This is a genomic window from Nitrincola tibetensis, from assembly GCF_003284585.1.
In the GTDB taxonomy this organism is placed as follows: Bacteria; Pseudomonadota; Gammaproteobacteria; order Pseudomonadales; family Balneatricaceae; genus Nitrincola; species Nitrincola tibetensis.
The window spans coordinates 16,668-42,422 of record NZ_QKRX01000009.1; the positions used below are offsets into that span (position 1 = coordinate 16,668).

Sequence of the window (25,755 nt, forward strand, 5' to 3'; positions counted from 1 at the left end):
AATGACGATTGATCAAGGCTTAGCGTTAAAATTTTATCGATCGGATTCGATGGCGATAAAATGTTTGCTGAGCACCTTCAGGAAGACGTACATAGAAAACTGGGCGGAAAAGCAGGCGGTCTAGGCCCGCATTGCAGAAATGGAGGTGTTCGGTTTCGATTGTGCTGCATCAAATGGATAGTATTGAAGCTCGACCTCAACATGACGCACTTGATTTTGATAGGCTTGCTCCATGCGCAACTGAAAGCGACGACGCAGGGGTTCGAGATGGCGTTCAAACTCCAATTCCTCAAGACTGGGTAGCTGATCTGTCACTTCAATGCGAAGAGAATGGAGCTCTGCACTGACACCCGCTCTGAGGTGCGCTCGTAAAAAAATACGATAGCTCGATTGACGTTGAGATACACAGCCTTGCCCGGAATAGGCTTGAAAGTAAACTTGATTGAGACTTTCCATAGGTTTCCTCCTAGTCACATAAAACCGCACATAACTAAAAATATAAACACGCTAGGAGGTATAATTGACGAGCAAGCGGTAAACGAAGCGGAACGCGCTTTAGCTCATTTTATATACCGCCAGCAAGTTGCAATTAAATCAGCGGTTAAGATTTGACCAAAACAATAACAGAAATTGAAATTTGTTCAAGGAATCCAACGGTTTTTTTGTATCAATACACCTTCACTTGACCCAACGCAGACTCGAGCCTGTTTGAATCAATCTTTTCCAGCACCCGCTTTCCTTACGCCATGTTGCTGCAAGACGTACCTCGCGACTTAAATCCGATACATGCCCTGACTAAATCCCTCGGCAAAACGCAGCTGCGTTTTAGCGATCATCTGCTCAGGAACACAGCGCATAGTGATATCCCGAAGTTTTACTGCAACAGGATTCTCAAGATGCGCAAATTTGCCCGCCCACCAAGAGAGTCGACGCACAGACTTAACACGACCATGACGCAAACGCTTCAACGTCTCTGCACTCGCCTGCTCCTGAATCAATAATCGATACAAACACCAAGCATCTTCCATTCCCAATGCAGCACCTTGCCCTAAATTAGGGGTTACAGGGTGTGCAGCATCGCCAATCAGAATAACCCCTCCCTTCCCCCAACGAACAGCACGATCACACAAAGGATGACAGAGCCAGAGCAAATCAGAGGTCAGATGTGAAGCCAACTGCTCTCCTTTTTCACCAAACAAGCACAGCCTTGTTTTGTCTGGAACAAACTGCTCAACGGGGTCTTGTTCTAAATGACTGCTTACCCAATAGACATAGGTTTGCTGACATCCGATTGGAATAGCGCCTAAACGATAGCTGCCTTTAAACAACTCAATGGCCTTATCATCAAAGGGCTTAGCGTTGATAACCGTTCGCCAGCACCATTGGCCGCTGTATCGATATTCTTGCGAAGGATAACAGGTGTGGCGAATGGAAGAGCGCAATCCGTCGGCACCAATTAAGTGGGTAGCCACCAATTTCTGATGATCACTCAGCTTAACCTCGACACCCAAGGGATGCTCTTTCCATTCGACGATTGAGGTCGATAGAAAAATTTTAGATTTTGGAATCAAACTCAACAATAGACTATGCAAGTCGCCACGATGGACACCTAATGCGAAGTCATTATCCCAACGAATCAGTGACGGCTTCTGGCAAGCCCCTAAGCTCATTGATTCAACACGTGTGCTGAGTTGTAGCATTTCACGTAATAAGCCCAGCTCTGACAAAACGGCTTGTGCATTAGGCTGTAGCAACAAGCCCGTACCGATGGTATTGAGCACTTCGGCACGTTCGACGACACAATATTCTTGACCTGCCTTTTCGAGAAGCGCAGCTAAGGTAAGCCCTGCGATTCCCGCTCCTTGTATTACTATCATATCCAATGATCCAGTTTATCCATAACGCACGCGGTGCATTCCTTAAGCTCAGCCCCTTTACCTGCAACAAATTATGCAGATAAAGCCCTGACTGAGTTCGTGCAACTTTAATTCACAGTCGCACTTTGTAATATGAATCACCCCATAAATCAAGAACAAATGTTTGTTTAGTACATTTGTATGACTTATTGAGCCATAACCTACCTACTTCTATTCGCCGCATAAAATTTCTGATTTGGGCTGGTGGGCTCTAATCATACACAAAAGAGACAAATGCCATAGCTGGGCTTGCCAACTTCTTAAAAAATACGTTAGACTTTTGAACACACGTTTGAACCCTTTCTAGGCTGTTTTTAGTCAGGGGTTCAACAAGGATGATTTCTAATTAACAAGGATTGTATATGGCAAAGCCAGCCGCTCGTGTCGGTGATCATCATACTTGTCCCGCGTATTCCGGTAAAACCCCGCATATCGGCGGCCCCATCTCAAGTGGCTCTGGCAACGTTATTATTGGCAATCAACCTGCTGCCCGTGTCGGAGACAAACTCGTTTGCAGAGGACCTGCCGATACACTTACATCGGGGTCGTCCACTGTTTACATTAATGGCCGTCCAGCGGCACGCACAGGGGATAGTACCGCACATGGTGGCGTTATCGTCGGTGGTTTAGGCACTGTTTTGATTGGTGATAGGCCTGCGTCCACGGTGGGACTGGCCGACCAAATTGCCCCCTGCAGCCCGAATTGCGGCAACCCTGTCAATCCGCTGCTGGGTTCCAAATTCTTACCGTCCACCCATGATTTCCGATTGCCCGCACCGGAGCCTTTCAGCTTTAGCCGTGGCTATGTGTCCTCAAACGCACAGGTGGGGCCCTTAGGTCAGGGCTGGACAATGACAGGGGAAACCCTGCGACTCACACGCGACGTTCCCTTATGTTTTCAGGACGTGTTGGAACCTGATGTTGGTTGGAGCGAAGTGTTAGAACCTGACACTCAATTTGAGCTCCTTCTACACGATGCCCATGGCCGTCGTATTCGCTTTCACGCCTTGCAACCGGGCCAAGTCGCCTATTCCGAGACAGAGACCTTCTGGTTGGCCAGAGGTGGTACAGAAACAAACGACTCCATTTTAACCTCCTCGGCATTCAGTGCACTGCCGACTGAGGTGGCAGAACAGGCATCTCTGTACTTTGTCTCGACCGGAACGCGCGTTTTCGCCTTGGAATCCTATCAAGACGAGTGGCGTCTGACGGCAGAATTTACCGCATCAGGCTATAAAACCGAGTTTCTGCGCTCGCCTTCAGGTCAATTGCGCCAAATTCGAGACAGCGCGGGGCGCATGTATCATCTTCAATACCGCCAATACTCGGTTATACAGGCGGGCGATGACGGCCAACGCTTAACGGCCATTTTTGCAGAGACAGCCCCCTCACAGCTCTTAGTCCGCTATGTCTACTCAAGCTCGGGCGATCTAATTGAAGTTCAGGATCGCGCAGGGCAAGTCACCGCACGCTTCAATTGGCAGCAACATATTCTGACTGGCTACACCCTGCCTGGACGACGTGAGATGCGCTATGAGTGGTCAGAACACACCCCGAAAGGCAAGGTTCTGCGTCAAATCGAGGTCAATGGGCTGGTGCGTGAGTACGCCTATAATGAGACCTACACAGACGTTACGGACAACTTAGGCCGAACGGAGCGCTATGTTTTTACAGGCAGTGGAACGCATTTACGCTGGACCGCACACGTGCATGCCGATGGCGAAGAGGAGTACTTTAGCTATTCGCCCAACGGACAACGCATCGCCCGAATTGACAGGATCGGAGGGGTTACCAGCTATCAATACGATTTAAAAGGCCACCTGCTCGCCATTACCTTGGCCACAGATGCCAGATATGCCTATGTCCGCGATGAACTCGGTCGTCCTTTGCAGGTTCGCTCGCCCGAAGGTCGAGTTCAACACTTCACCTATGATGGAAAGGGCAATCTGATTCGCGCCATGGATGCGCTGAACAACACCACCCAGTTTGAGTTTCATGACCCTCACTTGCCAGATCGGCCTACCCGTCATATTGACCCTGAAGGCATTACCCACACCTATACCTGGACGCCACTCGGACAGCTTGCCTCGCACACCGATTGCTCGGGACTGATCACGCATTACGAATACGATGACCTCGGCCAACTCATCCGCATCATCAGCCCTAAACGAGAGGTCACCGAGATTGCCTACACAGAGCGGGGCCAAAAAGCCAAACTCATCTTGGCTGACGGCACGACCTACGTCTATCACTACACAGAACAGGGCCATTTAGCTGAGATACGCGACAGCAAAGGACGCATTCAACGTCTGGCCTATGATGCGCGTGGGCAGATCATTGCTGACACCGATGCCGCCAATCATACACGCCGTTATACGTACGACCTTGCTGGCCGTCTCACGCAAATCACCAACGCCAACGGCGCGACCTATACCTTCGACTATGATGTGATGGATCGAGTGGTACGCGAGATAGGTTTTGATGGACGTGAACGCCGTTACACCTACAATCGGCGGGGCGATGTGATTGAGCAGGAAGATGTCCAACAGGACCAAATCCTGAGGATGTATTATGATGCCATAGGCCGCTTACTGGCCCGTGAACTGCCTGAGACAGCATCAAACCCAGCGCAAGTGGAATCCTTCCGCTACGATGCTGACGGGCGTTTACGCTTTGCCGACAATCTCTACGCACGAGTTGAATGGCAATACGACAACGCCGGACGAATGCTGAATGAACAGCAATGGCACAAAAATGCGCACTGGGCTCTGAATCAACAGGAAGACTCACCGCACATACCCGACGCACCTTTGGAAGACCTGCCCGAAGAGGCTCTGCTGTGGAACTGGTCAAACCAGTATGAATACAACCGCCAAGGTATCCCCGGTATTTTGCAACAGGGCGCTTTGCAAATGGGCAACCTAACCTATGGCAGTGGCCACCTATTGGGCGTGCGCCTTGGCCCGCTAGAGCTGTCACTTCGACCCAACACACGGCATCAAGAAGCGGAACGCTCATTACACGCGCATCAACAAGGCGACGTCATCCCTTTATTGGAACGCGAGCGCCATTACAATGCCATCGGTCTGCTAATCCACCAAGAGGACCACTTTCTGGGTGGTCATCAGCGCTTAGTCGATGGCTCCTTTCCGGTTCATATCCACCAGTTTAAATACGATGCGCGCCACCGTCTGACTCAGCTGACCCAATTGGTGCCGCCAGAAAAACTGGGCAACCCTCTGCTGACCGAACACCGTCAAACCTTTCAGTATGATCCAGTGGGGCGTTTAATCGGTAGTTTATTTGAAGAAGCCTCAAACCGACGTGAAAAAAGCTACCCACTGGATGCCGAAGGCAACCGCATCGGCTCCGAAGGTGCGCACGCGATTCAGCACAATCGCCTTACAGGTTACAGAGAGGCCGAATATCGTTACGACAAGGCGGGCAATTTAATTGAAAAACTCACGCAAAATACCTTACAAACGTTCCATTACGATGCACTGAACCGCCTCTCACACCTGACGCAAAAGCAGCCCGGCTATCCGACCTTTACGGCGTATTTCACCTACGACGCGCTGTCGCGGCGAGTGTGCAAACAAGTGATCCCCGAGCGTGGCCCAACGCGATTTGTTCACTATGGCTGGAGCGGAGATCAACTGATACACGAGGATCTAGGCGAGCAGCGAACCACGGTATTTTACGAACCGGGCACCTTCGTGCCGCTATTTAGAGTGGATGAAACAGTCAAAAGTGATGTGCGTAGAGACCACAATTTAGATTCAGAGCGAGACTCGGCATCCGCTCTCGAGTCAGAGTACGACACACGCTACAGTGCCTTCATTACCGATCATTTAGGCACCCCCACTAAGTTGATTGATGAACACGGCCAACTGCTATGGACGGCCATGTCCGATGACTGGGCGGCCATTCGGGATGAAAAAGCAGCACCGAATGTGAAACAACCGATACGTTTTCAGGGGCAATGGGAGGATGAGGAGACCGGGCTGTATTACAACCGATACCGTTATTATGACTCGAGCCAAGGGCGGTATATTACGCAAGATCCGATAGGGTTAGCGGGTGGGTTGAATAGTTATGCGTATGTGGGCAATCCGACAGCTTGGGTGGATCCGTTGGGGTTGAGTGCATTAGGGCTAGAGGGAAACACCGCTACAATACGTAAAGCAGGTAAGCTCATACCCAAAGTCAAAGCAGCCAATGATGTTGTGGATGCTTTTGATAAATCAGTTGGAGGTGCTCAATGTGTTTATCATTCCGCAATTATGCCATCTCAAATTCCTCCGATTGAAGAGCATTTTCGTGAAATAGCCGATCAAACACGGCAAGCCAAAATTGAAGGGTGTGAAAGTGATCGACGTAATCAATTACAATCGGGTGCGCGTTATTCACTTGAGGATATTCAAGCGAATTACAACCAATGTATTTTCGAAGCTGAACAAGCAATTCAAGGACTAGCCAATGAAAGTGCTACAGGTGTTCAAGAAATAATTAAAGAACAACAAAAACGCATGAGGGAGCTATGTCTTCCTGGTGCTCTAAATCCATGAAGTAAAATACGATTATGAAGCAAAATATAAAGTTAATCCTTAAGCACAAAACGACAATCATTAAGTATTTTTCTATATGGTTAGCGGTCATCGCATTATCTGGCTTGTTTTTTTATTATTTCATTAACAAGCAACGTTTAGCGTACGAGATTTGGGAATATAGAACTTTAAGCTTTTCGACTTCTCAGATGGTTATTCATGATGATAATCTATACTTCTCTGATAGAACAAATCATCTCTACTCACTTTCTCTAGATGGTACGCTCAATTGGAAACTAGATTTAGAATGCCCATTACAAAGCAATCTTATGGTTGATGATGGCTTTGTCATCATAAGAACAAATGCTGCTTATCAAACCTTTTATCCAGATACAGTTACAAACTGCCGAAACCCAGTGAGGTTACATATTATTGACCGAAAAAATGGGACTCTTGCTAATGTAGTAAGCACAACACGAGACATTATTTCATATACACTAAATAACAATCAAGTCATTTACTCAACCGGAGCACAACTATTAAAATATTCTAAAAAAAATAACATTACTGACTCTTTCATTAATCTTTTTCGCCAAGATAATAGAATTAGTGGGTTCAATTCTGATTTTCATATAAGCAATAATACTCTTTACACTAAAAGCTCACAACAGGATGTATTTGCGTTTAATATGGATAGCCGTGCGTTAAAATGGCGCTTCACATCGGACTGGAATTTTGGAGAAAAAGACTCGATTGAACCAACTCTAAACTCACGCTCACTCATCTATGATGAAGGTGTCATTTACACCGTCAATAAAGTACAGCACTCTACTGCCGCCGATGTTTTTGCCTTTGATGCCGAAAGCGGTGTTATTTTAGGGCGCTACCATATAGGAGCCGGTGCAAGCCCAGGACGCCTATCGGCTTCGGAGAAACATATTTACATTCCATCTGTCGATGCTCGTGTCCATGCACTGCGAAAGCGGGATCTTATGCCTGTTTGGGATGTGCCAACCAGAGGTAGTATTCGAGGCGCTCTGGTTCCCTACAATGGGGTAGTCTATGCAGGCACACAAGCCGGCGGCATTATAGGACTTGATGAAAAAACGGGTGAGCGGGTGTATTACTATCCAACAGAACACCCCATTCCGGGAACACCTGCTATAAAAGATGGCATTATTTATTTTGCAACCAATGGTGGGTCGATCCATGCCGTTCGCTTACCAGAAAAGCTGATATCAAGGAAATAAGAGAACCAGAGTTAGAAAAAAGTTCAGCTCAAAAATATGCGTCAACAAGATTCGCTCTTTAACAATATTCAATTACAACACCGGGTAGCACAGAGGATGTAGTGCTACCCTAATCTTCTCGGTGTTTTACACATACGACGCGCCGTCGCGGCGAGTGTGCAAACAAGTGATCCCCGAGCGTGGCTCCGTAAGGTTCATTTTTTATGGCTGGAGCAGAGCTCAACTGATACACGAAGACAGGAGCGAGTAGCGAACCAAGGTATTCTACGAGCGACCCAACACCCGGCATCAAGAAGCGGAACGCTCATTACACGCACATCAACAAGGCGACGTCATCCCCTTATTGGAACGCGAGCGCCATTACAATCCCATTGGCCTGTTAATCCACCAAGAGGACCACTTTCTGGGCGGTCACGAACGCTTAGTGGATGGCTCCTTTTCCCGTTCATATTCAACAGTTTAAATACGATGCGCGTCACCGTCTGACCCAACTGACTCAGTTTGTACCACCAGATGAACAGGGCAACCCTCTGCTGACCGAACACCGTCAAACCTTTAGGTACGATCCAGTGGGGCGTTTAATCGGCAGTCTATTTGAAGAAGCCTCCAATCGACGTGAAAAAAGCTACCCACTGGATGCCGAAGGCAACCGCATCGGTTCCGAAGGTGCTCCTGCAATTCTGCACAATCGCACACTGCAGTACCGTGGAGCCGAATATCGCTACGACAAGGCGGGCAATTTAGTTGAAAAACATACGGAAACGACCTCACAAACGTTCCATTACGATGCACTGAACCGCCTCTCGCACCTGACGCAAAAGCAACTTAGCCACCCGACCTTCACCGCCTATTTCACCTACGATGCATTATCGAGACGAGTCTGTAAGCAAGTCATCCCCGAGCGAGGCCCAACGCGATTTGTGCACTATGGCTGGAGCGGAGATCTACTGATACACGAGGATCTAGGCGAGCAGCGCACCACGGTATTCTACGAACCGGGTACCTTCGTGCCACTGTTCAGAGTGGATGAAACGGCGAAACGCAATGTGCGTAGACAACAGAGGCTGGATTTAAATTCAGATGCAGACTCAGCCTCTGAAGCCAAATACGACACAGGTTACAGTGCCTTCGTTACCGATCATTTGGGTACGCCCACTAAGTTGATTGATGAACACGGCCAATTGCTATGGACGGCCATGCCGGATGACTGGGCGGCTATTCGGGATGAAAAAGCTGCACCGAAGGTGAAGCAGCCGATACGTTTTCAGGGGCAATGGGAAGATGAGGAGACCGGGCTGTATTACAACCGCTACCGTTATTATGACTCGAGCCAAGGACGGTATATTACGCAAGATCCGATAGGATTATCGGGTGGGTTGAATAGTTATGCGTATGTAGGTAACCCTACAGCTTGGGTGGATCCGTTGGGGTTGGATGAAACGACGCCGTGGAGATATCGAATAGATCCAAATGCACATCCGATTAGAAACGTACCCAAAATGTTTATGCAATATATTCATCAAGCGGTTTTACCGAGTAAGGAAACTGCTTCGACAGTTAGTAATGTTACTGCCGTATGTTCTTTAGCACCACCATTAACTGTTGCCTGCGGGTCAGTATCATTAGGTGCATCAGTTTATGGTGCAGGTGATGAGTATTCAAATGGTTCTAAACAACAAGCAATCGTTGATTTAGTGCCAGCAGTAGTTTCATACGACACTGAATTCTTGCTTAGAAAAGGGAAGTTGGTATCTTCCTTTGCAAGCAATGCTGCTGGTGTTTTTACTGGATTTAAAGCACAGTACTGGACAAACCGCGATTCGATGCATGGAAATGAATCTAGTGAACAATAAGCTAAAAAAATATACAGGAATTTCAGTTCTATTTATTTTGACTGTATGCTCAACGTTGTTTTTGACAAGAGATAATTATACTGCCGAGAATATTATTGGTCACATTGTTATCTCTCTAATATTCAACTATCAAGCTATCGCATTTATTTTTGGGTGGCCAATGATGACAAATACAATTTCTCTTGAAAAAGGAAAGCATGATTTTTTTAGAGTATTTCTTTTTACATTTATGATGCTTGTTTGGATAAATATACTTCTAAATTAGTGACGATCTTTACTTCAGGAAAATGGTCATTTATATTGTTGTCTGATTGTTATTTAATATTAATGAATTAGCAGTTTTTGTCTGCGGGAGCAGTACTTAAAGCTCTATCCTGAATCCGTGAGTTGAGTTAACCATTACCACGCTCACTGACTCGAATTCTAAATTGAATCGCCATGTCTTATAAACGGTCCATCAATCGGCTGTGTTTCGATTTTTTGATCCGTGTAACCGATGATGATTGATCAATAAATGTTCATTTTATAGTGTGGGGACGATGGCAATCCCCAGTTGTGCTTTCAACCGGATTTAATCCATGCAAAGGGAAGTGAAACGCGTAAACTCAATAATATTTCCAGCTGACGATATGCCTGATAGCCAGGGCAATGCTGTCCGAACCTAAGCACTAAACGCCGACCGCGTTGAAGCTCTCTAGCATGGCGCACTTGTTCGGCGGGCGGCCTCGAAATCACTTTTACCACAGACAACTAGACCCAAGTAAATGCGAATAACAGTTATCCACCGATAATAAACGCATCCGCGGCCAGTCATGCAACGGATGCACATTGTTGATTTAACTCTAAGCTTTCAACACAAATTAAAAGGCATCAGATAACTTCGGTTCTGGATAGTCAACCGATTGCACCGGGTCTTGCTCCATGACTCCCCAGCGTTTTTCTAACGGAATGACGCCCGCCCAAACAGGCCATTCATAATCGTCAGCATCGTCAACAGGTGGCGCAGCCCTGACTTTACAGGATGCCTCTTGGATTTTAAGTCTAACAATCCCTGTAGCTTTTAATTCTGTTTCAGTTATTGGTCTTAACTGCGCCCAACGCTCGGGAGATATTTTATCAACAAACCAGCGCAGGGCCTCTGTTTGCTCTTGTTTGTCGGTCACAAGCTCAGGAATGCCAAACAGTGTAACCGAGCGATAATTAATCGAATGATGGAAGGCGGACCTCGCCATCACCAACCCATCGAACTGGCAGATATTAACGGCTACAGGCTGCCCTACGGACAGATTTCGGGCGTGACTATGCCCGTGCCAATATAGATAATCCCCCTGACGCCAGTGGCAAGTCGGTGTAATAAACGGCTGACCCTCTACACACTGAGACACATGGCACAGCAGAGACGCATCTATAATCTGATGTATGCGCTCAATCGAATAATCGGCACGCTTTGGCCCCCGTTTTACCTGTGTTTTATCTGTTACGGCTAGGTTTGATTGCATTGCATGAACTCCATCCACTCAAAAAAGATAGTGCTATCCTAGAGCGATCTGGCTAGTATAAAAATATCCAGTTTTTATTTTTTTATGCAGGCCAGATTGATGGACACTTCACATGGACACCTCACTTAGTAGCTTAACGCTTTCAATCAATCCAGATGAGGGTAAGCTCTATCTGCAGTTGATCCATCAAATCAAATCCGCCGTGCAGTCTCAACGCTTGACCACTGGCAGCCGACTACCCTCTTCTCGAGCGTTAGCCTCGGCATTAGGCATCTCTCGTAGCACGGTGAGTCAAGCCTACGATCAATTGCTGGCTGAGGGGATTTTGGTGAGCGAGCCCAAAAAAGGCGTGTTCATTGCGCAAACGGCGAATTCACAACTGCACAGCCCAGAACGCCCGTGCCCAACGCCTAGCCCAGCCTTAAAAACAAAACGCTTTGACTCAGGTATCGACATTGAGGTTTTTCCTGTGAAGGAGTGGGCAAAAAGCATGCGCAGAAGCTGGCTTACCCCCGATCCATCGGTTCTAAAGGGTGAGTACTGGCAGGGTTTACCCAGACTAAAACACGCGATTGCGGACTATCTTTATCAACTTCGAGGTCTCACTATCTGTGCGGACCAAGTTTTTTTAACCGCTGGTAGCCGTGACTCTTTGCACTTACTGCAGCAAACACTCAGGTACCTAGCCCCGAAAGCGACCTTTTGGCTGGAAAATCCAACCTATCCTCCGCTCATCAATGCTTTTCAAGGCTTAAAAGCCCCTGTGCGCTTCTTATCCATTGATGCCGATGGAACACGCCCTCCACCCAGATCCGAGCAAACCTCCGTGTGTGTATTGACACCCAATCGCCAATATCCACTGGGCACATCGATGTCATCGCAAAGACGTGACGAGTGGTTTAAACAGATGGATCAAAACCCCTTGTGGATTATTGAGGACGACTACGACAATGAGTTTGTCTATCAAGGACACTCCGGTGTTCCCCTGATACAGATGGATAGGATGAATCGCATATTTTTTATGGGAAGCTTTTCTAAAGTGCTATTCAGAGGCTTGCGCTTAAGCTTTGTCATTGCTCCTCTACCCCATTGTCGCGTCATCAGCCAAGTGCAAACCTCTATCGCTGGCACGGTTTCGCTTTCAACTCAACCCGCCCTCGAGGACTTTATGCTCAGCGGAGCGTTTGGTCGTCATTTGAATCGAATGCGGCGTCATTATCGACACAAACGCGATCTTCTAGTAACACTTGTAGAAAAACATTTAAGCGACTGGTTTGAATGGACTAACCCATTGGGCGGAATGCATCTTACCCTTCATTTTAAGACGTGTTGGCTAGAAAAAAACTCACCAAAATTCTGGGATCAACACATTGCGGATGAACTACTCAAGCAACAGATTATGCTCTCTTCTTTATCTTCACATTATGCACCCAATGCACAATGCATCCCCTCAAAAGTTTTACAAGGCTTTGTATTGGGCTTTACTGGCACGTCATTTGAAGACATGGCACTGATGATCAAACATCTAAAACAGTGTCTTTTGAACATTGATGAACAGCACTAAAAATTCCGCCACGGATAGAACCCGTGACGGATAAACGACATCTTCATGGTTTACAGGGCCATAAGTCACTTAGATGCCGGGCAGATAATAGACTTGCAAACCACTTAGCTAATGGCGTTTTCTAACTCGGGAACGGCCTCAAACAGATCCGCCACCAATCCATAATCGGCCACTTGGAATATTGGGGCTTCTTCATCTTTATTGATCGCTACGATCACTTTTGAATCCTTCATCCCGGCTAAGTGCTGAATTGCACCCGAAATACCCACCGCAATGTACAGCTCCGGCGCGACCAGCTTACCCGTCTGCCCCACCTGCATATCGTTGGGAACATAACCCGCATCTACCGCTGCCCGCGAAGCACCCACAGCGGCACCCAATTTATCAGCCACCTTGTACAGCATGTCGAAATTCTCGCCATTGCCCAAGCCACGCCCGCCCGACACAACAATGCTGGCTGCCGTCAGTTCTGGACGATCGGATTTTGCCAAGGCTTCATGGCTAAAGCTGACATCTGCGCTTTCAAACACTGAGTCTACGCGCTCAATCGTGGCACTGTTGCCCGTTGCGGCGACTGGATCAAAGGCGGTGCCACGAATGGTCAACACTTGCACAGACTCATCAGACTCAACCTGAGCAATCGCATTACCCGCATAAATCGCACGCTTGAAACGATTAGGGGCCTCGATTGCCAGTACATCGGACACTTGATTCACGCCGAGCAGGGCGGCAACGCGTGGCAGGACGTTTTTACCCGTAGTGGTTGCCGCGGCCAACACATGGCTGCAACCTTGTGCCTGCTCCAGGAGTAACTGGCTCACATTTTCCGCCAACTGATGGGCATACGCAGGCGCATCGGCCAGCAGTACTTTTTGCACCCCAACAACCTGAGCAGCCTGCTCAGCAACCTCACCACACTGATGGCCAGCCACCAGCAGCGTTACGTCTGCACCTATGGCCTTTGCGGCGGCAATTACGCTCAGAGTGACGGGCTTTAATGACTGATTATCATGCTCTGCAAGGACTAAAATACTCATGCGATCACCTTGGCTTCATTACGAAGTTTTTCAACTAATTCTGCGACAGACCCAACTTTAATGCCGGCACTGCGTTCCGCCGGTGGCTCAACGCCCAATAAGCGAATCTTGCTGCCGACCGTTACGCCTAAGTCTTCAGCGGTTTTAACCTCTAAAGGCTTTTTCTTGGCTTTCATAATATTCGGCAAGGATGCGTAGCGTGGCTCATTCAAACGCAAGTCAGTGGTTACGACAGCCGGCAGTGTGAGCTTCAGTGTTTGCAAACCACCGTCGACTTCACGAGTCACCAGCAGATGCTCACCTTCAACCTTAACTTCGGAGGCAAAGGTGGCCTGTGGGCGGTTCAGCAAGGCCGCTAGCATTTGACCGGTTTGGTTGTTGTCAGAATCGATGGCTTGCTTGCCCAATAGAATCAGACCTGGCTGTTCAGTTTCCGCGATCTTGGCAAGGATACGCGCCACCGATAGCGCATCGGGGCTGTCTTGGGCTTCAACCTGAATGGCACGATCCGCGCCCAGCGCCAAGGCCGTACGCAGCTGTTCCTGACAGGCTTTGCCACCGATAGAGACAACGACCACTTCCGAAGCAACGCCCTGTTCTTTTAAGCGCACGGCTTCTTCCACCGCGATTTCACAGAAGGGGTTGAGGGCCATTTTGACATTGGCCAGATCCACATCTGAGCGATCGGCCTTTACACGGACTTTCACGTTATAGTCGATAACGCGTTTTACGGCGACGAGTAGTTTCATCGTCAAACTCCAAGTACAAATAGTATTTATTTTCAATATATTAAAATAGACTTCTACAATTAAACTTTAAATCCTAAGCCCACCGTCCATCTCAATAATTCGACCCGTAAAGAAATCATTTTCAACAATGTATTGTAAGGTATGCGCCATTTCGGATATTTCACCCAAACGACGCAAAGGCACCGCCGACAACATGCGTTCAATCGCTTCAGGCTTCATTTGTGCGGTCATTTCTGTTGCAATTACACCCGGCGCAATGCCACCCACCCGGATACCATACCGCGCCAGTTCTTTTGCCCAACTGACCACCAACGTAGCAACGCCTGACTTAGTTGCAGAGTAGTTCGTTTGACCTGCATTACCCGCGCGTGATACAGATGACACATTCACAATCACACCACCCTCACCCTGCTCAGCCATAATCGCAGCGGCCTCACGACCGCATAGAAAGGCTCCCGTCAGGTTGACACTCACTACTGAGTTCCATTGATTCAGTGACATTTTATCAACCAGCTTGCCATCCTTAATTTTGATCAACATACCATCACGCATCAGACCGGCATTGTTAACCAACCCATGTATCTGACCAAAATCAGCGCGAATGCTAGCAAAGGTCGACTCAACCTGACCTTCGTCAGTAATGTCGCAGACATAGCCCTGAGACTTAACGCCCAAGGCGACTAATTCGTCTGCTGTTTGCCGCAATCCCTCTGCATCCAAGTCGATCAAGGCGACATTTGCACCTAACTTAGCAAGATGAGCAGCCATACCCGCACCTAAACCACGCGCTCCACCCGTTATCACAAAGGTTTTATTGTGTATCTGCATTGCGTATATTCTCCAAGTCTGTTCAGCTCATTGTTTAGGCTGACTGACTGCTTTCAACTAATGAAATAAATCCTGCAGCGAGCAGGGCTTCTTCAACCTCAGGCAAGATACTGGCATCATCGATTGTTGAGGGCGTTGCATAACGCTCATTGGCAGCAATCTTACGAAGAACCGCCCTTAGGATTTTACCCGAACGGGTTTTAGGTAAGCGCGAAACCACGATGGCACGCTTGAAACACGCCAGCGCACCAACCTGATCACGAATCATTTTAACCACATCAGATTCTAAATCCTGAGGCTCAATATCGGCTCCCGCCTTTAATACAACCAAAGCCACAGGCACCTGACCCTTAAGCTCATCATGAACACCTATAACTGCACATTCAGCCACCTGTGCATGCGCCGCAACCACCTCTTCCATCTCACCTGTCGATAGACGATGCCCCGACACATTAATCACATCATCGGTGCGACCGGTAATGAAGACATAGCCTTCATCATCTTTAAATCCACCATCTCCGGTGTGGTAGTAACCCGGAAAGTCAGTCAGGTAAGAGGTTTTAAAACGCTCATTATTTTTCCAGATGCTCCATGCAAACCCAGGCGGAAGCGGAAGCTTAATGCAAATATGACCCGCTTCATTCGCAGGCAATTCATGGCCCTCTGCATCCAGCACTTGAATGTCATAACCGGGGATGGGCTTATTGGTTGAGCCCAAACGTGGAAGCGATGGGTCTTCCCAGCCCATCATAGGTGCTGTCATCGGCCAGCCAGATTCGGTTTGCCACCAATGATCTAAGATAGGCACAGACAACAATTCGCTTAACCATTGGTAGGTTGAGCTATCAAGCTTTTCACCTGCAACAAAGATCCATTTAAGACTGCTTAAGTCATAGGCTTTTGCCAGCTCACCTTGTGGATCTTCTTTACGGACAGCTCGATAGGCCGTCGGCGCGCAGAACATTGAGTTGACTTTATATTCGCTAATCAAGCGCCAAAAGGCACCGGCATCAGGCGTGCGTATTGGCTTCCCTTCATAAAATATTGAACTGCAGCCGCCCATTAATGGGCCGTAGACGATAAAAGAATGCCCGACCACCCAACCGATATCAGATGCACCCCACCAGACATCGCCAGCACGCATACCATAGACTTGATGAATGGCGTACTTTAACGCCACAGCGTATCCACCCACATCTCGGACGATGCCTTTTGGCTGCCCAGTGGTGCCGGAAGTATAGAGAATATACGAGGGATCAGATCCTTTCATTGGAACCGCTTTTGCAGGAACAGCACCCTCTTGGAAGGCATACCAATCGAGATCTCGATGCGCCTCCATTTGTGCAACCAGCATCGGTCGCTGACAGACAATCGTATGATTGGGCTTATGGGCCGCTAAGCTAATGGCTTTATCGACCAACGGCTTATAGGCAATTTGTTTATCAAATTCGATGCCGCAAGATGCCGTCAAGATGACTTTAGGTAAGGCATCGTCAATGCGTATCGCCAACTCATTGGCAGCAAACCCACCAAATACCACTGAGTGAACGGCACCAATTCGCGCACATGCCAGCATGGCGACTGCCGCTTCTGGGATCATTGGCATGTAAATAACGACCGTATCGCCTTTCTCAACACCCAAGCCACTCAGTGCACCAGCAAAGCGTTCAACTCGCGCAAGCAAATTCTGGTAAGTAATCGCTTCTTTAGTCTGGGTCACTGGTGAGTCGTAATACAACGCAACTTGCTCTGCGCGTCCCTGTGCAATTTGCGCATCTAAAGCAAGATAACTTAAATTAAGTTCACCATCGGAAAACCACTGGTAGGTTCCGTGCTCTGTTGCCGTCAAGGCCGTGCTGGGTGCTTTAAACCAGTCTAGCGCTTGGGCCTGCTCAGTCCAGTAGGCGGCTGGATCTTTCAAGCTCGCGGCATACACCTGCGAATAACTCATACATCACCTCTATTATTGTTTTTGTACACCGAGATGAGCCCAGTCAATCTAGACTGGGCAGGTACTGCATCCCTATTAATATAAGCGAATTAGGCTCGAAAAGTCTAAGTGACCATTCCCTTGGCTCTTATGAAGATTAAACAGCGCTCTCGCTGCAGAGCCCATTGGCGTAGCGCATGCACTTTGCTGGCTGATGTCCATCGCCAACCCCAAGTCTTTAAACATGAGATCCACTTGGAAGCCACCTTGATAGTCACGTGATGCGGGTACGTTCTCCATCACACCTGGTACAGGGTTATAGACCTGTAACGCCCAGTTATTGCCAGAGCTTTGCTTCATAATGTCGGAGAGAACGGCTGGGTCTAAGCCATTTTTGATGCCCATATTCAAGGCTTCGCAGGTGCCCGCCATCAGAATGGCCAACATCATATTATTGCAGGCTTTTGCCACCTGACCTGCACCATGATCACCGGCATGGAAGATGTTTTTGCCCATGGCCTCTAAAACTGGCTTAGCTGCTGCATACTGCTGCGCATCACCACCGACGATAAACGTAAGCGTTCCGGCCTGCGCACCACCAACACCGCCCGATACTGGCGCATCAATAAAGTGTATGCCTTTTGCCGCCGCCACGGCCGCGACTTCGCGTGCGGTTTGCGCATCAATGGTGGAGCAATCGATCACCAAGGCGCCTTCAGCAAGGCAATCAAATAACGCCGTATCAGCTTCTATTAGCAAGGATTTTACGTGCTTTCCGGCAGGCAGCATCGTAATCACGACGCCAGCACCTTTAACGGCATCTACAGCGGAAGGCATCGACTGACACCCAGCCTCAACCGCTTTGGCCAATGCGTCTGCCGATAAGTCGAAGGCTTGTACATTGTGCCCCGCTTTTGCCAAATTGGCCGCCATTGGGCCACCCATATTACCTAATCCAATAAATCCTATCGTTGCCATGCTCTTCACCTTTTTGTTTTTATAAGATTGAGGATGTCTTTCGACATCGGCTGTTTCATGAGTCGTTACAAATCCTGTAGCGGATGCTCACCCGACCAAGGTGATTCAAATAACTCGTCGATAAAAGCCGGCTCAACGCTCTGTACTTGATCAAAGGTCCACTTCGGTTGATTGTCTTTATCGACCAGTAGCGCTCGAACCCCTTCGGGGAACTCACGATGTCGGCAGCATTGAACCGAGAGGTTTAACTCTTGCTGAAAGACTTCTTTTAGCGACAAGTGGCGGCACTTATCCAACTGTCGAGCAATCATATGAATCGATACTGGGCTACCATGGCCGATTGCTTTTTGCGCCCGCAACACCCATTTATCCTCTGTCTCAATACTCAGCAGCTCGGCTCGCATATCAACAACAGACACATGATCTGTAACCTTGCGTATCAAGGCCTGGTGATCACGAATTGGTGCAGGCATGTCAGCAAAAGTGGATGCGGACTCCATCTCCAAGTCTTTAAGGATAGGCTGAATCACCTCCTCAGCAGGGCGTGCCCAATCCGCTGCCACCAAGCTCGCCATCAACGCGTCTCTTAGATCCTTACGAATCGCACGGTCGGCCAATCCTAAAAACAACGCATCCGCGGCATTAATGGGGTTACCCGTTAAACCCAAAAACAAACCGGTTCGCCCCGGCATGCGATTGAGAAACCAGCTGCCCCCCACATCAGGGTATAGGCCAATGGTCACTTCTGGCATCGCCAAATGAGAGGTTTCAGTCACAACTCGATGACTGCAGCCACTGAGCAAGCCCATGCCGCCGCCCATCACAATGCCACTACCCCAACAAATAATCGGTTTAGGATAGGTATGAAGGGCATAATCTAAACGGTACTCACGCGTAAAAAAGTCCTCTGGAAAGGTGCTATCCGGCTCGTTAGCAATGGCTTTATAGAGCTTGACGACATCACCACCTGCACAAAAGGCTTTTTCCCCTGCACTGTCTAGAAAAAGCGCGCAGATTTCTGGATCATCACGCCACTTTTCCAATTGGGGCAACAGCAAATCGATCATTTCAAGCGTTAGGGCATTCAAACTCTTTTCAGCGTTTAAATGAATTTCACCAATTCGCTGCCCACTCTTTGTGGCGTGTTCAGAAAATACAACGCAACTCATAAACGACTCCTCGTTGTTAAACCTTAACGATTTTTCCATTCAGGTTTACGTTTTTGCAAAAATGCATTCACGCCCTCACGCTGATCTTCGGTCTGAAAAAGATCAACAAACAACTCTCGCTCAAGGATATAGCCTTGGTGATAGTGCGCATTTCGGCTGTTTTGAATCAAGGCTTTACAGGCAGCTATTGATGAAGGGCTTTGCTGACACGCTTGTTCAGCTAGGGCCAATGCCTGCGTAAATGCCTGCCCTTTCGCAACCACCTCTTCAACCAAGCCGATCTCAAGCGCTTTAGCTGCATCCACCTGCTCTGCGCATAAAATCATACGCTTCGCCCAGCCTTCACCCACCAGTATCGTGAGGTTTTGTGTGCCACCCGCGCATGGCAGCAATCCCACTTTTGCTTCAGGCAGCCCCATTTTTGCTTGCTCTTCCGCGACTCTGAGATCACAGGCCAAAGCAACTTCTAGACCACCGCCCATGGCATAACCGTTAATCGCGGCAATCGAAACACCCCTGAATTGGCTGAGTGTCTCAAAAGCCTGACCAAAAAGACGCGCCATGTCTCGTGCCCTTGACCGATCACCATCAGCAAAGAGCTTAAGGTCTGCTCCGGCTGAGAAAAACTTCTCACTGGCACTGGTTAACACCAAACTCCACACATCAGGATCGTCATTGAGCGAATGAACGATGTCAATTAAGGCTTGTAGACTCTCTGCTGTCCAAGTATTGGCAGGCAGATTATTCAAGGTCAAAATCGCGACATGACCTCGTTTTTCTAACAAAAGTGCATCAGACATGGTTAACTCCTAAAGTTCAGTATCGGTATCGGCCAACACACGACGTCCGATAATGACACGCATTATTTCATTCGTACCCTCAAGAATCCGGTGCACGCGCGTATCCCGCACAAACCGCTCCATCGGATACTCTTTGATATAGCCATAGCCACCAAATAACTGCAGAGCTTCATCACAAACTTTAAAGCCCACATCGGTTGCAAAGCGCTTCGCCATGGCGCAATAAGTGGTCGCATCCGGGTCCTGGCGATCAAGCTTACTGGCTGCCAGACGCACCATTTGACGCGCGGCCACCAGCTCCGTTGCCATATCCGCCAAGCGGAACTGAAGCCCTTGGAAATCCCCAATTTGGCGCCCAAACTGCTTACGCTCAAGCAAATAGTTGCGCGCTTGATTCAAGGCTTGCTGAGCAGTCCCAACCGAGCAGGATGCGATATTAATGCGACCGCCATCCAAGCCCTTCATGGCCAATATAAAACCATCGCCCTCTTCGCTTAAAAGATTAATGGCTGGAACACGAACATTGTCAAACGTAATCATCCGCGTCGGCTGACTGTTCCAACCCATTTTATCTTCGCAACGTCCGTAGTTAATGCCTTCACTCTGCGCATCCACAACAAATGCCGAGACTCCACGAGCACCGGCACCCCCCGTACGCGCCATCACGACCAATACATCGGTACTGCCAGCGCCTGAAATAAAAACCTTGCTACCATTGAGTATGTAAACGTCGCCATCACGGATAGCGGTTGTTTTCAGTGAAGCCGCATCAGATCCCGCATTGGGTTCCGTTAAGCAGTAAGACCCTAGCTTTTCAGCGCTCACCAAGGCTGGCGCATAAGCTTCAACCACTTCAGGCTTGGCAAAGCTTGTCACCATCCAAGTCACCATGTTGTGAATGGTCAGGTAGGCTGTGGTTGAAGTGCAGCCCATCGACAAGCGTTCAAAAATAATGCTCGCATCCAAACGACTCAGCCCCAAACCACCTACCGCTTCAGGCGAATAAAGTGAGGCAAAGCCCATTTCGCCTGCTTTACGAATCACATCCACTGGGAAAAAATGTGTTTGATCCCACTCAGCCGCATGGGGCTCTAATTCATTCCGAGCGAACGCCGTCGCCATATCAGCAAATGCTATTTGGTCTTCGTTTAATTCAAAATCCATTAAAACCTCCACAGGGCTGAGCGCCCAATCAGTTAGGGTGAAACTTACTTCAACTGAATGGTCATGTTAGGACCCGACGCAATATCGTCTTCAAACCAACGCGCCGTAACGGTTTTAGTTTCCGTATAGAAACGCACAGCTTGTTTACCATACGCGTGCTGATCACCATAGAAAGACTTGCGCCAGCCCGTGAAAGAGAAGAAAGGCAGTGGTACAGGCACAGGTACGTTAATACCCACTTGACCCACTTGTATTTCATGCTGGTATTTACGTGCTGCAGCACCCGATGCGGTAAAAATGGACGTGCCGTTGCCGTATGGGTTTTCATTTATCAGTGCGATGGCTTCTTCTAGAGTATCGACTTCAAGCGCAATTAAAACAGGTCCGAAAATTTCTTCGCGGTAGATCGACATATCGCGAGTGACCTGAGTGAAGAAGGTTGGCCCAATCCAGTTGCCATTGGGGAAACCTTCAACTTGGCAAACACTGCCATCTAGTAAGCATTCAGCACCGGCATCTTTGCCCTCTTGAATAAAGTCCAGCACGCGCTGTTTTGCTTGAGGATTGATCAATGGGCCGTAACCTGCTTCAGGATCATTCCAAGCTCCTGGACGAACCTTCGCTAATGCATCGCGCAGCTCTGGAATCCATTTACGGGACTCACCTACGAACACGGCAACTGAAATCGCCATGCAACGCTGGCCTGCTGCACCAACAGATGCACCCACCAAATTATTAATCACATGGGATTTTTGTGCATCCGGCATAATGACCATATGGTTTTTAGCGCCCGCAAATGCTTGCACACGCTTCATATGGTCTGTGCCCGTTTTGTAAATATGCTCGCCTACTGCAACGGATCCTACAAAGGAGATGGCAGGCGTATCTGGGTGAACCAAAAGCTGATTAACAACATCTTTTGTGCCGTGAATCACTTGCAACAATCCTGCTGGGGCGCCCGCTTCCTGAAAAAGTTCGGCTAAACGCATCGGCGTTAAAGGATCTTGCTCAGAGGGTTTGAGCACGAAGGTGTTTCCGCAGGCAATCGCCATCGGGAACATCCACAAAGGAATCATGGCTGGGAAGTTAAACGGCGTTATACCGACACACACGCCAAGCGGCTGGGTGTAGCTGTAGCAATCCACTTTGCGGGCAACGTTTTCAACTGTTTCACCCATGCTTAAGGACGCAATGTTGCAGGCATGCTCAACCACTTCAATTCCACGCCATACATCACCTTTGGCATCTTCAAAGGTTTTGCCAGTTTCACTGCTTAGAATTGTCGCCAATTCGTCATGGTGCTCTTTCAGCAATGCTTGGTAACGCAACATGAGACGAGCACGTTCTGATACGGGCACTTCTTTCCAGGTTTGAAAGGCGGCTTTTGCGACGGAAACCGCTTGATCGACTTCTTCAGGCGTTGCGCAGGGCACTTGCGCGATAACGTCTTGAGTGGCGGGATTGGTGACAGGAATCCAATGCGCGCTTTGACTCTGGACCATTTCACCGTTAATCAGCATGGGTACTTGATGTGTCATAAATTTGATCTCTACCTTTATTGTTATTGTCTAATCCGACATGACTCTGACAAGATAATATATTACCTTTACGTTAACGTTAATATCTAATCAGGAATTTTTCAATACAAATATGTTGTAACATGAAATTGAGCCTGTACTGATTGATAAAGTTGTTAAGATAATGGACTATATTGCGACTTTCAACTAAGGTTTACCTTAACGTCAACAAAGTAAAAATACTAAACAATGAGCCAACCCTCTTCCTGGCCGATTCCAAATGGCAGTACACGCTTTGTTCTCCCACGCCGCATAGTCTCTGAATTGAGCGAACATCCGCTCAGCAAGGATCTATACCCCTTAGCCATGGGCTATTACAAGCGCGCTTTTGGCCACAGCATGTCTCGCAGCCGTCACGACGACTGCCTACTCATATATTGCGTTGATGGCTGTGGAAAGCTCAATGCGGGATTAAAGTCATACAAAATCACCACTGGCGACTTTATTTTGCTACCAAAAGATGAAATTCACAGCTACCTTGCCGATAGCAAAACGCCTTGGAGTATTTATTGGTTGCATTGCGAAGGACAACTGATTAGCGAGTTCATCTCACCTCTCAAAAAAATGAGCCGACACCCTGTTCTGCAATTGGGATTGCATTCACGGCTCATCTCTGATTTCGAAGCGCTTCTCGATCTTCGCCAGTCAACTCAGCTTTTTGAATCTTACCTTCACTCAAGCAGCTTACTACGCCAACTGCTAACCCATATCACACTGCTCCACACACAAGCCCGTCATCACTTTGACAAAACCTTTGATATGGAAGCCATTCAAAGCCTAATGCTGAGGTGCGTGCATGAAACACTGGACATAGACACGCTCGCGGCGACGGCTAACCTGTCGAAATTTCACTTCATTAAACGTTACAAAGCTTTGACGGGCAGCACACCCATCAACGACTTTATTCGCATGAAAATTGAACGCGCCTGCCATTTGCTGGACATCACCGATCAACGAATCAGTGAGATTGCCTGGACACTCGGCTATGAAGACGCCTACTACTTCTCTCGGGCCTTCAGAAAAGTCATGGGCATCTCGCCGAGCCAATACCGAAGCATTCGCCTAGGCAAAGCGACTTATAAGGAGTAGCCCATTTTAAGAAGAATGCATAGGTGTCGACTCTTTTTCACGATACATAGCGTAGTCCGCTAAACGCACCAACCCATCTGCATCAATGGAGTCTGTGGGGTAATACGAGACACCCATGGCCGCTGTTAAAGACAGCCAAGGGTCCATTTTTAAACACTCTAGTGGCTCAGCGAGGACTTGATTAATTTGCTCCATCACTCGCTTAACCCTATCTGGACGCTCAGCACTGCGAAGCAGAATAACAAATTCATCGCCAGAGAAACGTGCAAGACAGTCATCCGAATCAATGACGTTCGAGATACGGGCCGCAATTTCTTTCAGCGCTAAATCGCCAGCATCGCGCCCCCAAGCATTGTTAATATGCTTGAATCGATTAATGTCGATAAACAGCACAGCCATAGACTGCTGACGACGATAGTGCTGATCCCCCTCAATCAATTTGCGCAACCTCAGCGTAAACGCGTCACGATTAATCAGGCCCGTTAACGGATCGGTTTGCAGACGTTTTTGCATTTGCTCAACGCCTCGCGCTAATTCACCCAACTCATCCCGACGATAAATATTCACCGGCGCATCTAACTCGCCATCACCCACTCGCACCAAGGCTTCTTTTAACTTACGAAGATCAGCCGCAACCCAGTTCAGAATGGCCAGACCAATCAAGATGGCGATAATGATGGCCACCACGGCTATATAAACACTGCGCTTAATGTTTTCGGTAATGCCCGACATAAAGTCACTGTCTGGCACAGCAACAATCGATAACCAATCCAGCCCCGCATCATCTCTAACACGATCAAATGCCACATGTATTAGCTGGTCATCAAAAACAAGAGACAAGGGCCGGGTTTCATCTGGGACACCCTGCTCTTCAATGCTCGAAATTACAGCTTTGTATACGTCCGCCATTATCGGCACGCTCACATCTTCAACCGCCACACGAACAAACTCACCATTGCCACTTGGAAGCACATTAGGCGTATTAGACGCTGCAATCAATTTCCCATTAGGCTCAACAATAAAAGCGATTCCTTGCGGTGAGATTCGCAAATGGCCAACAAACTCATTTAATGCACGGAGCGAGACATCGGTCGCAACGACGCCCTCAAAAAAGCCCTCTTGCGACAAAACTTGACGTGCACGAGTAGCGATTAGCTGACGCGAACCAAAGTCAATGTAGATAGAGGTCCATGTATGCCCACGCAACTCTTTACCGTCAACATACCAAGGACGCACACGAGGATCAAACAAGCGATCTTCCTCACGAACAAGCTGCAATTCGCCGTCAATCCCTTCATAGTGATAGATCTTGCGATGCTCGGAGGCCTCCAATTTTAAACGCAACTCCACTTTATTGTCAGACAAGCGCTGCAAACCTATCCCCTGTCCTGCTTCGTTTCCATAGTAAACATAGTCATTGGGGTCTGTATGGAGCGAAGTGGCAATCCAAAATCGCGTCTTAAGATTTGTCATATCCGACTCAATACGAATCGGTGCTGGCATTCCAATCGGAAAAGCTGTTTCAAGCACAGCCCCTGAGCCAATAATATGACGATCAATTGCCTGAGTGATTCGGCCGACCGTCTCAAGCAACAACTGATCTATAAGCGTATTGATGGCCTTGCTTCCGGCCTGGTATGAAAGACCACCAATCGATAATGCAAGGCATACAACCAATACAACATAGGGAATAGTTAACACAGAACGAAGCGACAGGACACCCTTGCGTTTAGCTTTAAACATGCCCTTTATTACCCCTCGCTCTGAACTTGATTTTGAGGCGTAACAGAATAAACAGCTGAAAG

18 protein-coding genes are annotated in these 25,755 nt (G+C 48.3%); 5 read left to right on the forward strand and 13 right to left on the reverse strand.

Annotated features, from left to right (window positions below; translation table 11 throughout):
• Positions 1-120 precede the first annotated feature (120 nt).
• Both DN062_RS12265 and DN062_RS12270 read right to left on the reverse strand, forming a co-directional pair.
• Complete coding sequence (locus DN062_RS12265; protein WP_112159622.1) at positions 121-456, reverse strand: hypothetical protein; 336 nt, start codon at positions 454-456, stop codon at positions 121-123.
• A gap of 317 nt (positions 457-773) precedes the next feature.
• Positions 774-1,877, reverse strand: coding sequence for an FAD-dependent monooxygenase (locus tag DN062_RS12270; RefSeq protein ID WP_112159623.1), 1,104 nt, complete (start codon positions 1,875-1,877; stop codon positions 774-776).
• 401 nt (positions 1,878-2,278) lie between these two features.
• Between DN062_RS12270 and DN062_RS12275 the strand changes: the two genes are divergently transcribed.
• From DN062_RS12275 to DN062_RS12285, 3 genes are all read left to right on the forward strand, one after another.
• Positions 2,279-6,484 (forward strand): RHS repeat-associated core domain-containing protein, encoded by a 4,206-nt coding sequence (locus tag DN062_RS12275; protein WP_112159624.1) that lies wholly within the window; start codon positions 2,279-2,281, stop codon positions 6,482-6,484.
• Between the two features lie 14 nt (positions 6,485-6,498).
• Positions 6,499-7,713 (forward strand): outer membrane protein assembly factor BamB, encoded by a 1,215-nt coding sequence (locus DN062_RS12280; protein ID WP_112159625.1) that lies wholly within the window; start codon positions 6,499-6,501, stop codon positions 7,711-7,713.
• 428 nt (positions 7,714-8,141) lie between these two features.
• Entirely contained in the window at positions 8,142-9,566 is a 1,425-nt protein-coding gene (locus tag DN062_RS12285) for an RHS repeat-associated core domain-containing protein (protein ID WP_112159626.1), read from the forward strand.
• A gap of 860 nt (positions 9,567-10,426) precedes the next feature.
• Here the strand turns inward: DN062_RS12285 and DN062_RS12295 are convergent.
• Entirely contained in the window at positions 10,427-11,065 is a 639-nt protein-coding gene (locus DN062_RS12295) for a pyridoxamine 5'-phosphate oxidase family protein (protein ID WP_112159628.1), read from the reverse strand.
• 112 nt (positions 11,066-11,177) lie between these two features.
• On the opposite strand from DN062_RS12295, the gene pdxR reads away from it, so the two are divergent.
• The gene (gene pdxR / locus DN062_RS12300) at positions 11,178-12,629 is read left to right on the forward strand and encodes a MocR-like pyridoxine biosynthesis transcription factor PdxR (protein ID WP_112159629.1); all 1,452 of its coding nucleotides are present in this window, start codon (positions 11,178-11,180) and stop codon (positions 12,627-12,629) included.
• Positions 12,630-12,733: 104 nt separating this feature from the next.
• On the opposite strand, the gene DN062_RS12305 is transcribed toward pdxR, so the two are convergent.
• From DN062_RS12305 to DN062_RS12345, 9 genes are all read right to left on the reverse strand, one after another.
• Complete coding sequence (locus DN062_RS12305; protein ID WP_112159630.1) at positions 12,734-13,666, reverse strand: electron transfer flavoprotein subunit alpha/FixB family protein; 933 nt, start codon at positions 13,664-13,666, stop codon at positions 12,734-12,736.
• Positions 13,663-14,415, reverse strand: a complete 753-nt coding sequence (locus DN062_RS12310; RefSeq protein ID WP_112159631.1) for an electron transfer flavoprotein subunit beta/FixA family protein — start codon at positions 14,413-14,415, stop codon at positions 13,663-13,665. Before DN062_RS12310 ends, DN062_RS12305 begins: the two co-directional genes overlap by 4 nt.
• A 66-nt stretch (positions 14,416-14,481) precedes the next feature.
• On the reverse strand, positions 14,482-15,243 hold the full coding sequence (locus DN062_RS12315) for an SDR family oxidoreductase (protein ID WP_112159632.1): 762 nt from the start codon (positions 15,241-15,243) through the stop codon (positions 14,482-14,484).
• A gap of 34 nt (positions 15,244-15,277) precedes the next feature.
• Entirely contained in the window at positions 15,278-17,194 is a 1,917-nt protein-coding gene (locus tag DN062_RS12320) for an AMP-binding protein (RefSeq protein ID WP_112159633.1), read from the reverse strand.
• Positions 17,195-17,269: 75 nt separating this feature from the next.
• Complete coding sequence (mmsB, locus tag DN062_RS12325; protein WP_112159634.1) at positions 17,270-18,151, reverse strand: 3-hydroxyisobutyrate dehydrogenase; 882 nt, start codon at positions 18,149-18,151, stop codon at positions 17,270-17,272.
• Between the two features lie 65 nt (positions 18,152-18,216).
• On the reverse strand, positions 18,217-19,320 hold the full coding sequence (locus DN062_RS12330; RefSeq protein WP_112159635.1) for an enoyl-CoA hydratase/isomerase family protein: 1,104 nt from the start codon (positions 19,318-19,320) through the stop codon (positions 18,217-18,219).
• Between the two features lie 23 nt (positions 19,321-19,343).
• Positions 19,344-20,120, reverse strand: coding sequence for an enoyl-CoA hydratase (locus DN062_RS12335; RefSeq protein ID WP_036513691.1), 777 nt, complete (start codon positions 20,118-20,120; stop codon positions 19,344-19,346).
• A gap of 9 nt (positions 20,121-20,129) precedes the next feature.
• Complete coding sequence (locus tag DN062_RS12340) at positions 20,130-21,284, reverse strand: acyl-CoA dehydrogenase family protein (RefSeq protein ID WP_112159636.1); 1,155 nt, start codon at positions 21,282-21,284, stop codon at positions 20,130-20,132.
• A gap of 44 nt (positions 21,285-21,328) precedes the next feature.
• Complete coding sequence (locus DN062_RS12345) at positions 21,329-22,822, reverse strand: CoA-acylating methylmalonate-semialdehyde dehydrogenase (protein WP_112159637.1); 1,494 nt, start codon at positions 22,820-22,822, stop codon at positions 21,329-21,331.
• Positions 22,823-23,050: 228 nt separating this feature from the next.
• On the opposite strand from DN062_RS12345, the gene DN062_RS12350 reads away from it, so the two are divergent.
• Complete coding sequence (locus tag DN062_RS12350) at positions 23,051-23,950, forward strand: AraC family transcriptional regulator (RefSeq protein WP_112159638.1); 900 nt, start codon at positions 23,051-23,053, stop codon at positions 23,948-23,950.
• Positions 23,951-23,956: 6 nt separating this feature from the next.
• Here the strand turns inward: DN062_RS12350 and DN062_RS12355 are convergent, their stop codons facing one another.
• Positions 23,957-25,693: a diguanylate cyclase domain-containing protein gene (locus DN062_RS12355; protein WP_112159639.1), complete on the reverse strand. Its 1,737-nt coding sequence runs from the start codon at positions 25,691-25,693 to the stop codon at positions 23,957-23,959.
• Positions 25,694-25,755: the final 62 nt, after the last annotated feature.

Excerpts from the sequence above, each read along its gene's own strand:
- DN062_RS12355 (WP_112159639.1), bottom strand. The coding sequence starts at position 25,693 with ATGTTTAAAGCTAAACGCAAGGGTGTCCTGTCGCTTCGTTCTGTGTTA.
- DN062_RS12295 (WP_112159628.1), bottom strand. The coding sequence starts at position 11,065 with ATGCAATCAAACCTAGCCGTAACAGATAAAACACAGGTAAAACGGGGG.
- DN062_RS12345 (WP_112159637.1), bottom strand. The coding sequence starts at position 22,822 with ATGACACATCAAGTACCCATGCTGATTAACGGTGAAATGGTCCAGAGT.
- DN062_RS12310 (WP_112159631.1), bottom strand. The coding sequence starts at position 14,415 with ATGAAACTACTCGTCGCCGTAAAACGCGTTATCGACTATAACGTGAAA.
- pdxR (WP_112159629.1), top strand. The coding sequence starts at position 11,178 with ATGGACACCTCACTTAGTAGCTTAACGCTTTCAATCAATCCAGATGAG.
- DN062_RS12320 (WP_112159633.1), bottom strand. The coding sequence starts at position 17,194 with ATGAGTTATTCGCAGGTGTATGCCGCGAGCTTGAAAGATCCAGCCGCC.
- DN062_RS12350 (WP_112159638.1), top strand. The coding sequence starts at position 23,051 with ATGAGCCAACCCTCTTCCTGGCCGATTCCAAATGGCAGTACACGCTTT.
- DN062_RS12275 (WP_112159624.1), top strand. The coding sequence starts at position 2,279 with ATGGCAAAGCCAGCCGCTCGTGTCGGTGATCATCATACTTGTCCCGCG.
- DN062_RS12280 (WP_112159625.1), top strand. The coding sequence starts at position 6,499 with ATGAAGCAAAATATAAAGTTAATCCTTAAGCACAAAACGACAATCATT.
- DN062_RS12265 (WP_112159622.1), bottom strand. The coding sequence starts at position 456 with ATGGAAAGTCTCAATCAAGTTTACTTTCAAGCCTATTCCGGGCAAGGC.
- DN062_RS12315 (WP_112159632.1), bottom strand. The coding sequence starts at position 15,243 with ATGCAGATACACAATAAAACCTTTGTGATAACGGGTGGAGCGCGTGGT.
- DN062_RS12340 (WP_112159636.1), bottom strand. The coding sequence starts at position 21,284 with ATGGATTTTGAATTAAACGAAGACCAAATAGCATTTGCTGATATGGCG.
- DN062_RS12305 (WP_112159630.1), bottom strand. The coding sequence starts at position 13,666 with ATGAGTATTTTAGTCCTTGCAGAGCATGATAATCAGTCATTAAAGCCC.
- DN062_RS12330 (WP_112159635.1), bottom strand. The coding sequence starts at position 19,320 with ATGAGTTGCGTTGTATTTTCTGAACACGCCACAAAGAGTGGGCAGCGA.
- mmsB (WP_112159634.1), bottom strand. The coding sequence starts at position 18,151 with ATGGCAACGATAGGATTTATTGGATTAGGTAATATGGGTGGCCCAATG.
- DN062_RS12335 (WP_036513691.1), bottom strand. The coding sequence starts at position 20,120 with ATGTCTGATGCACTTTTGTTAGAAAAACGAGGTCATGTCGCGATTTTG.
- DN062_RS12270 (WP_112159623.1), bottom strand. The coding sequence starts at position 1,877 with ATGATAGTAATACAAGGAGCGGGAATCGCAGGGCTTACCTTAGCTGCG.
- DN062_RS12285 (WP_112159626.1), top strand. The coding sequence starts at position 8,142 with ATGGCTCCTTTTCCCGTTCATATTCAACAGTTTAAATACGATGCGCGT.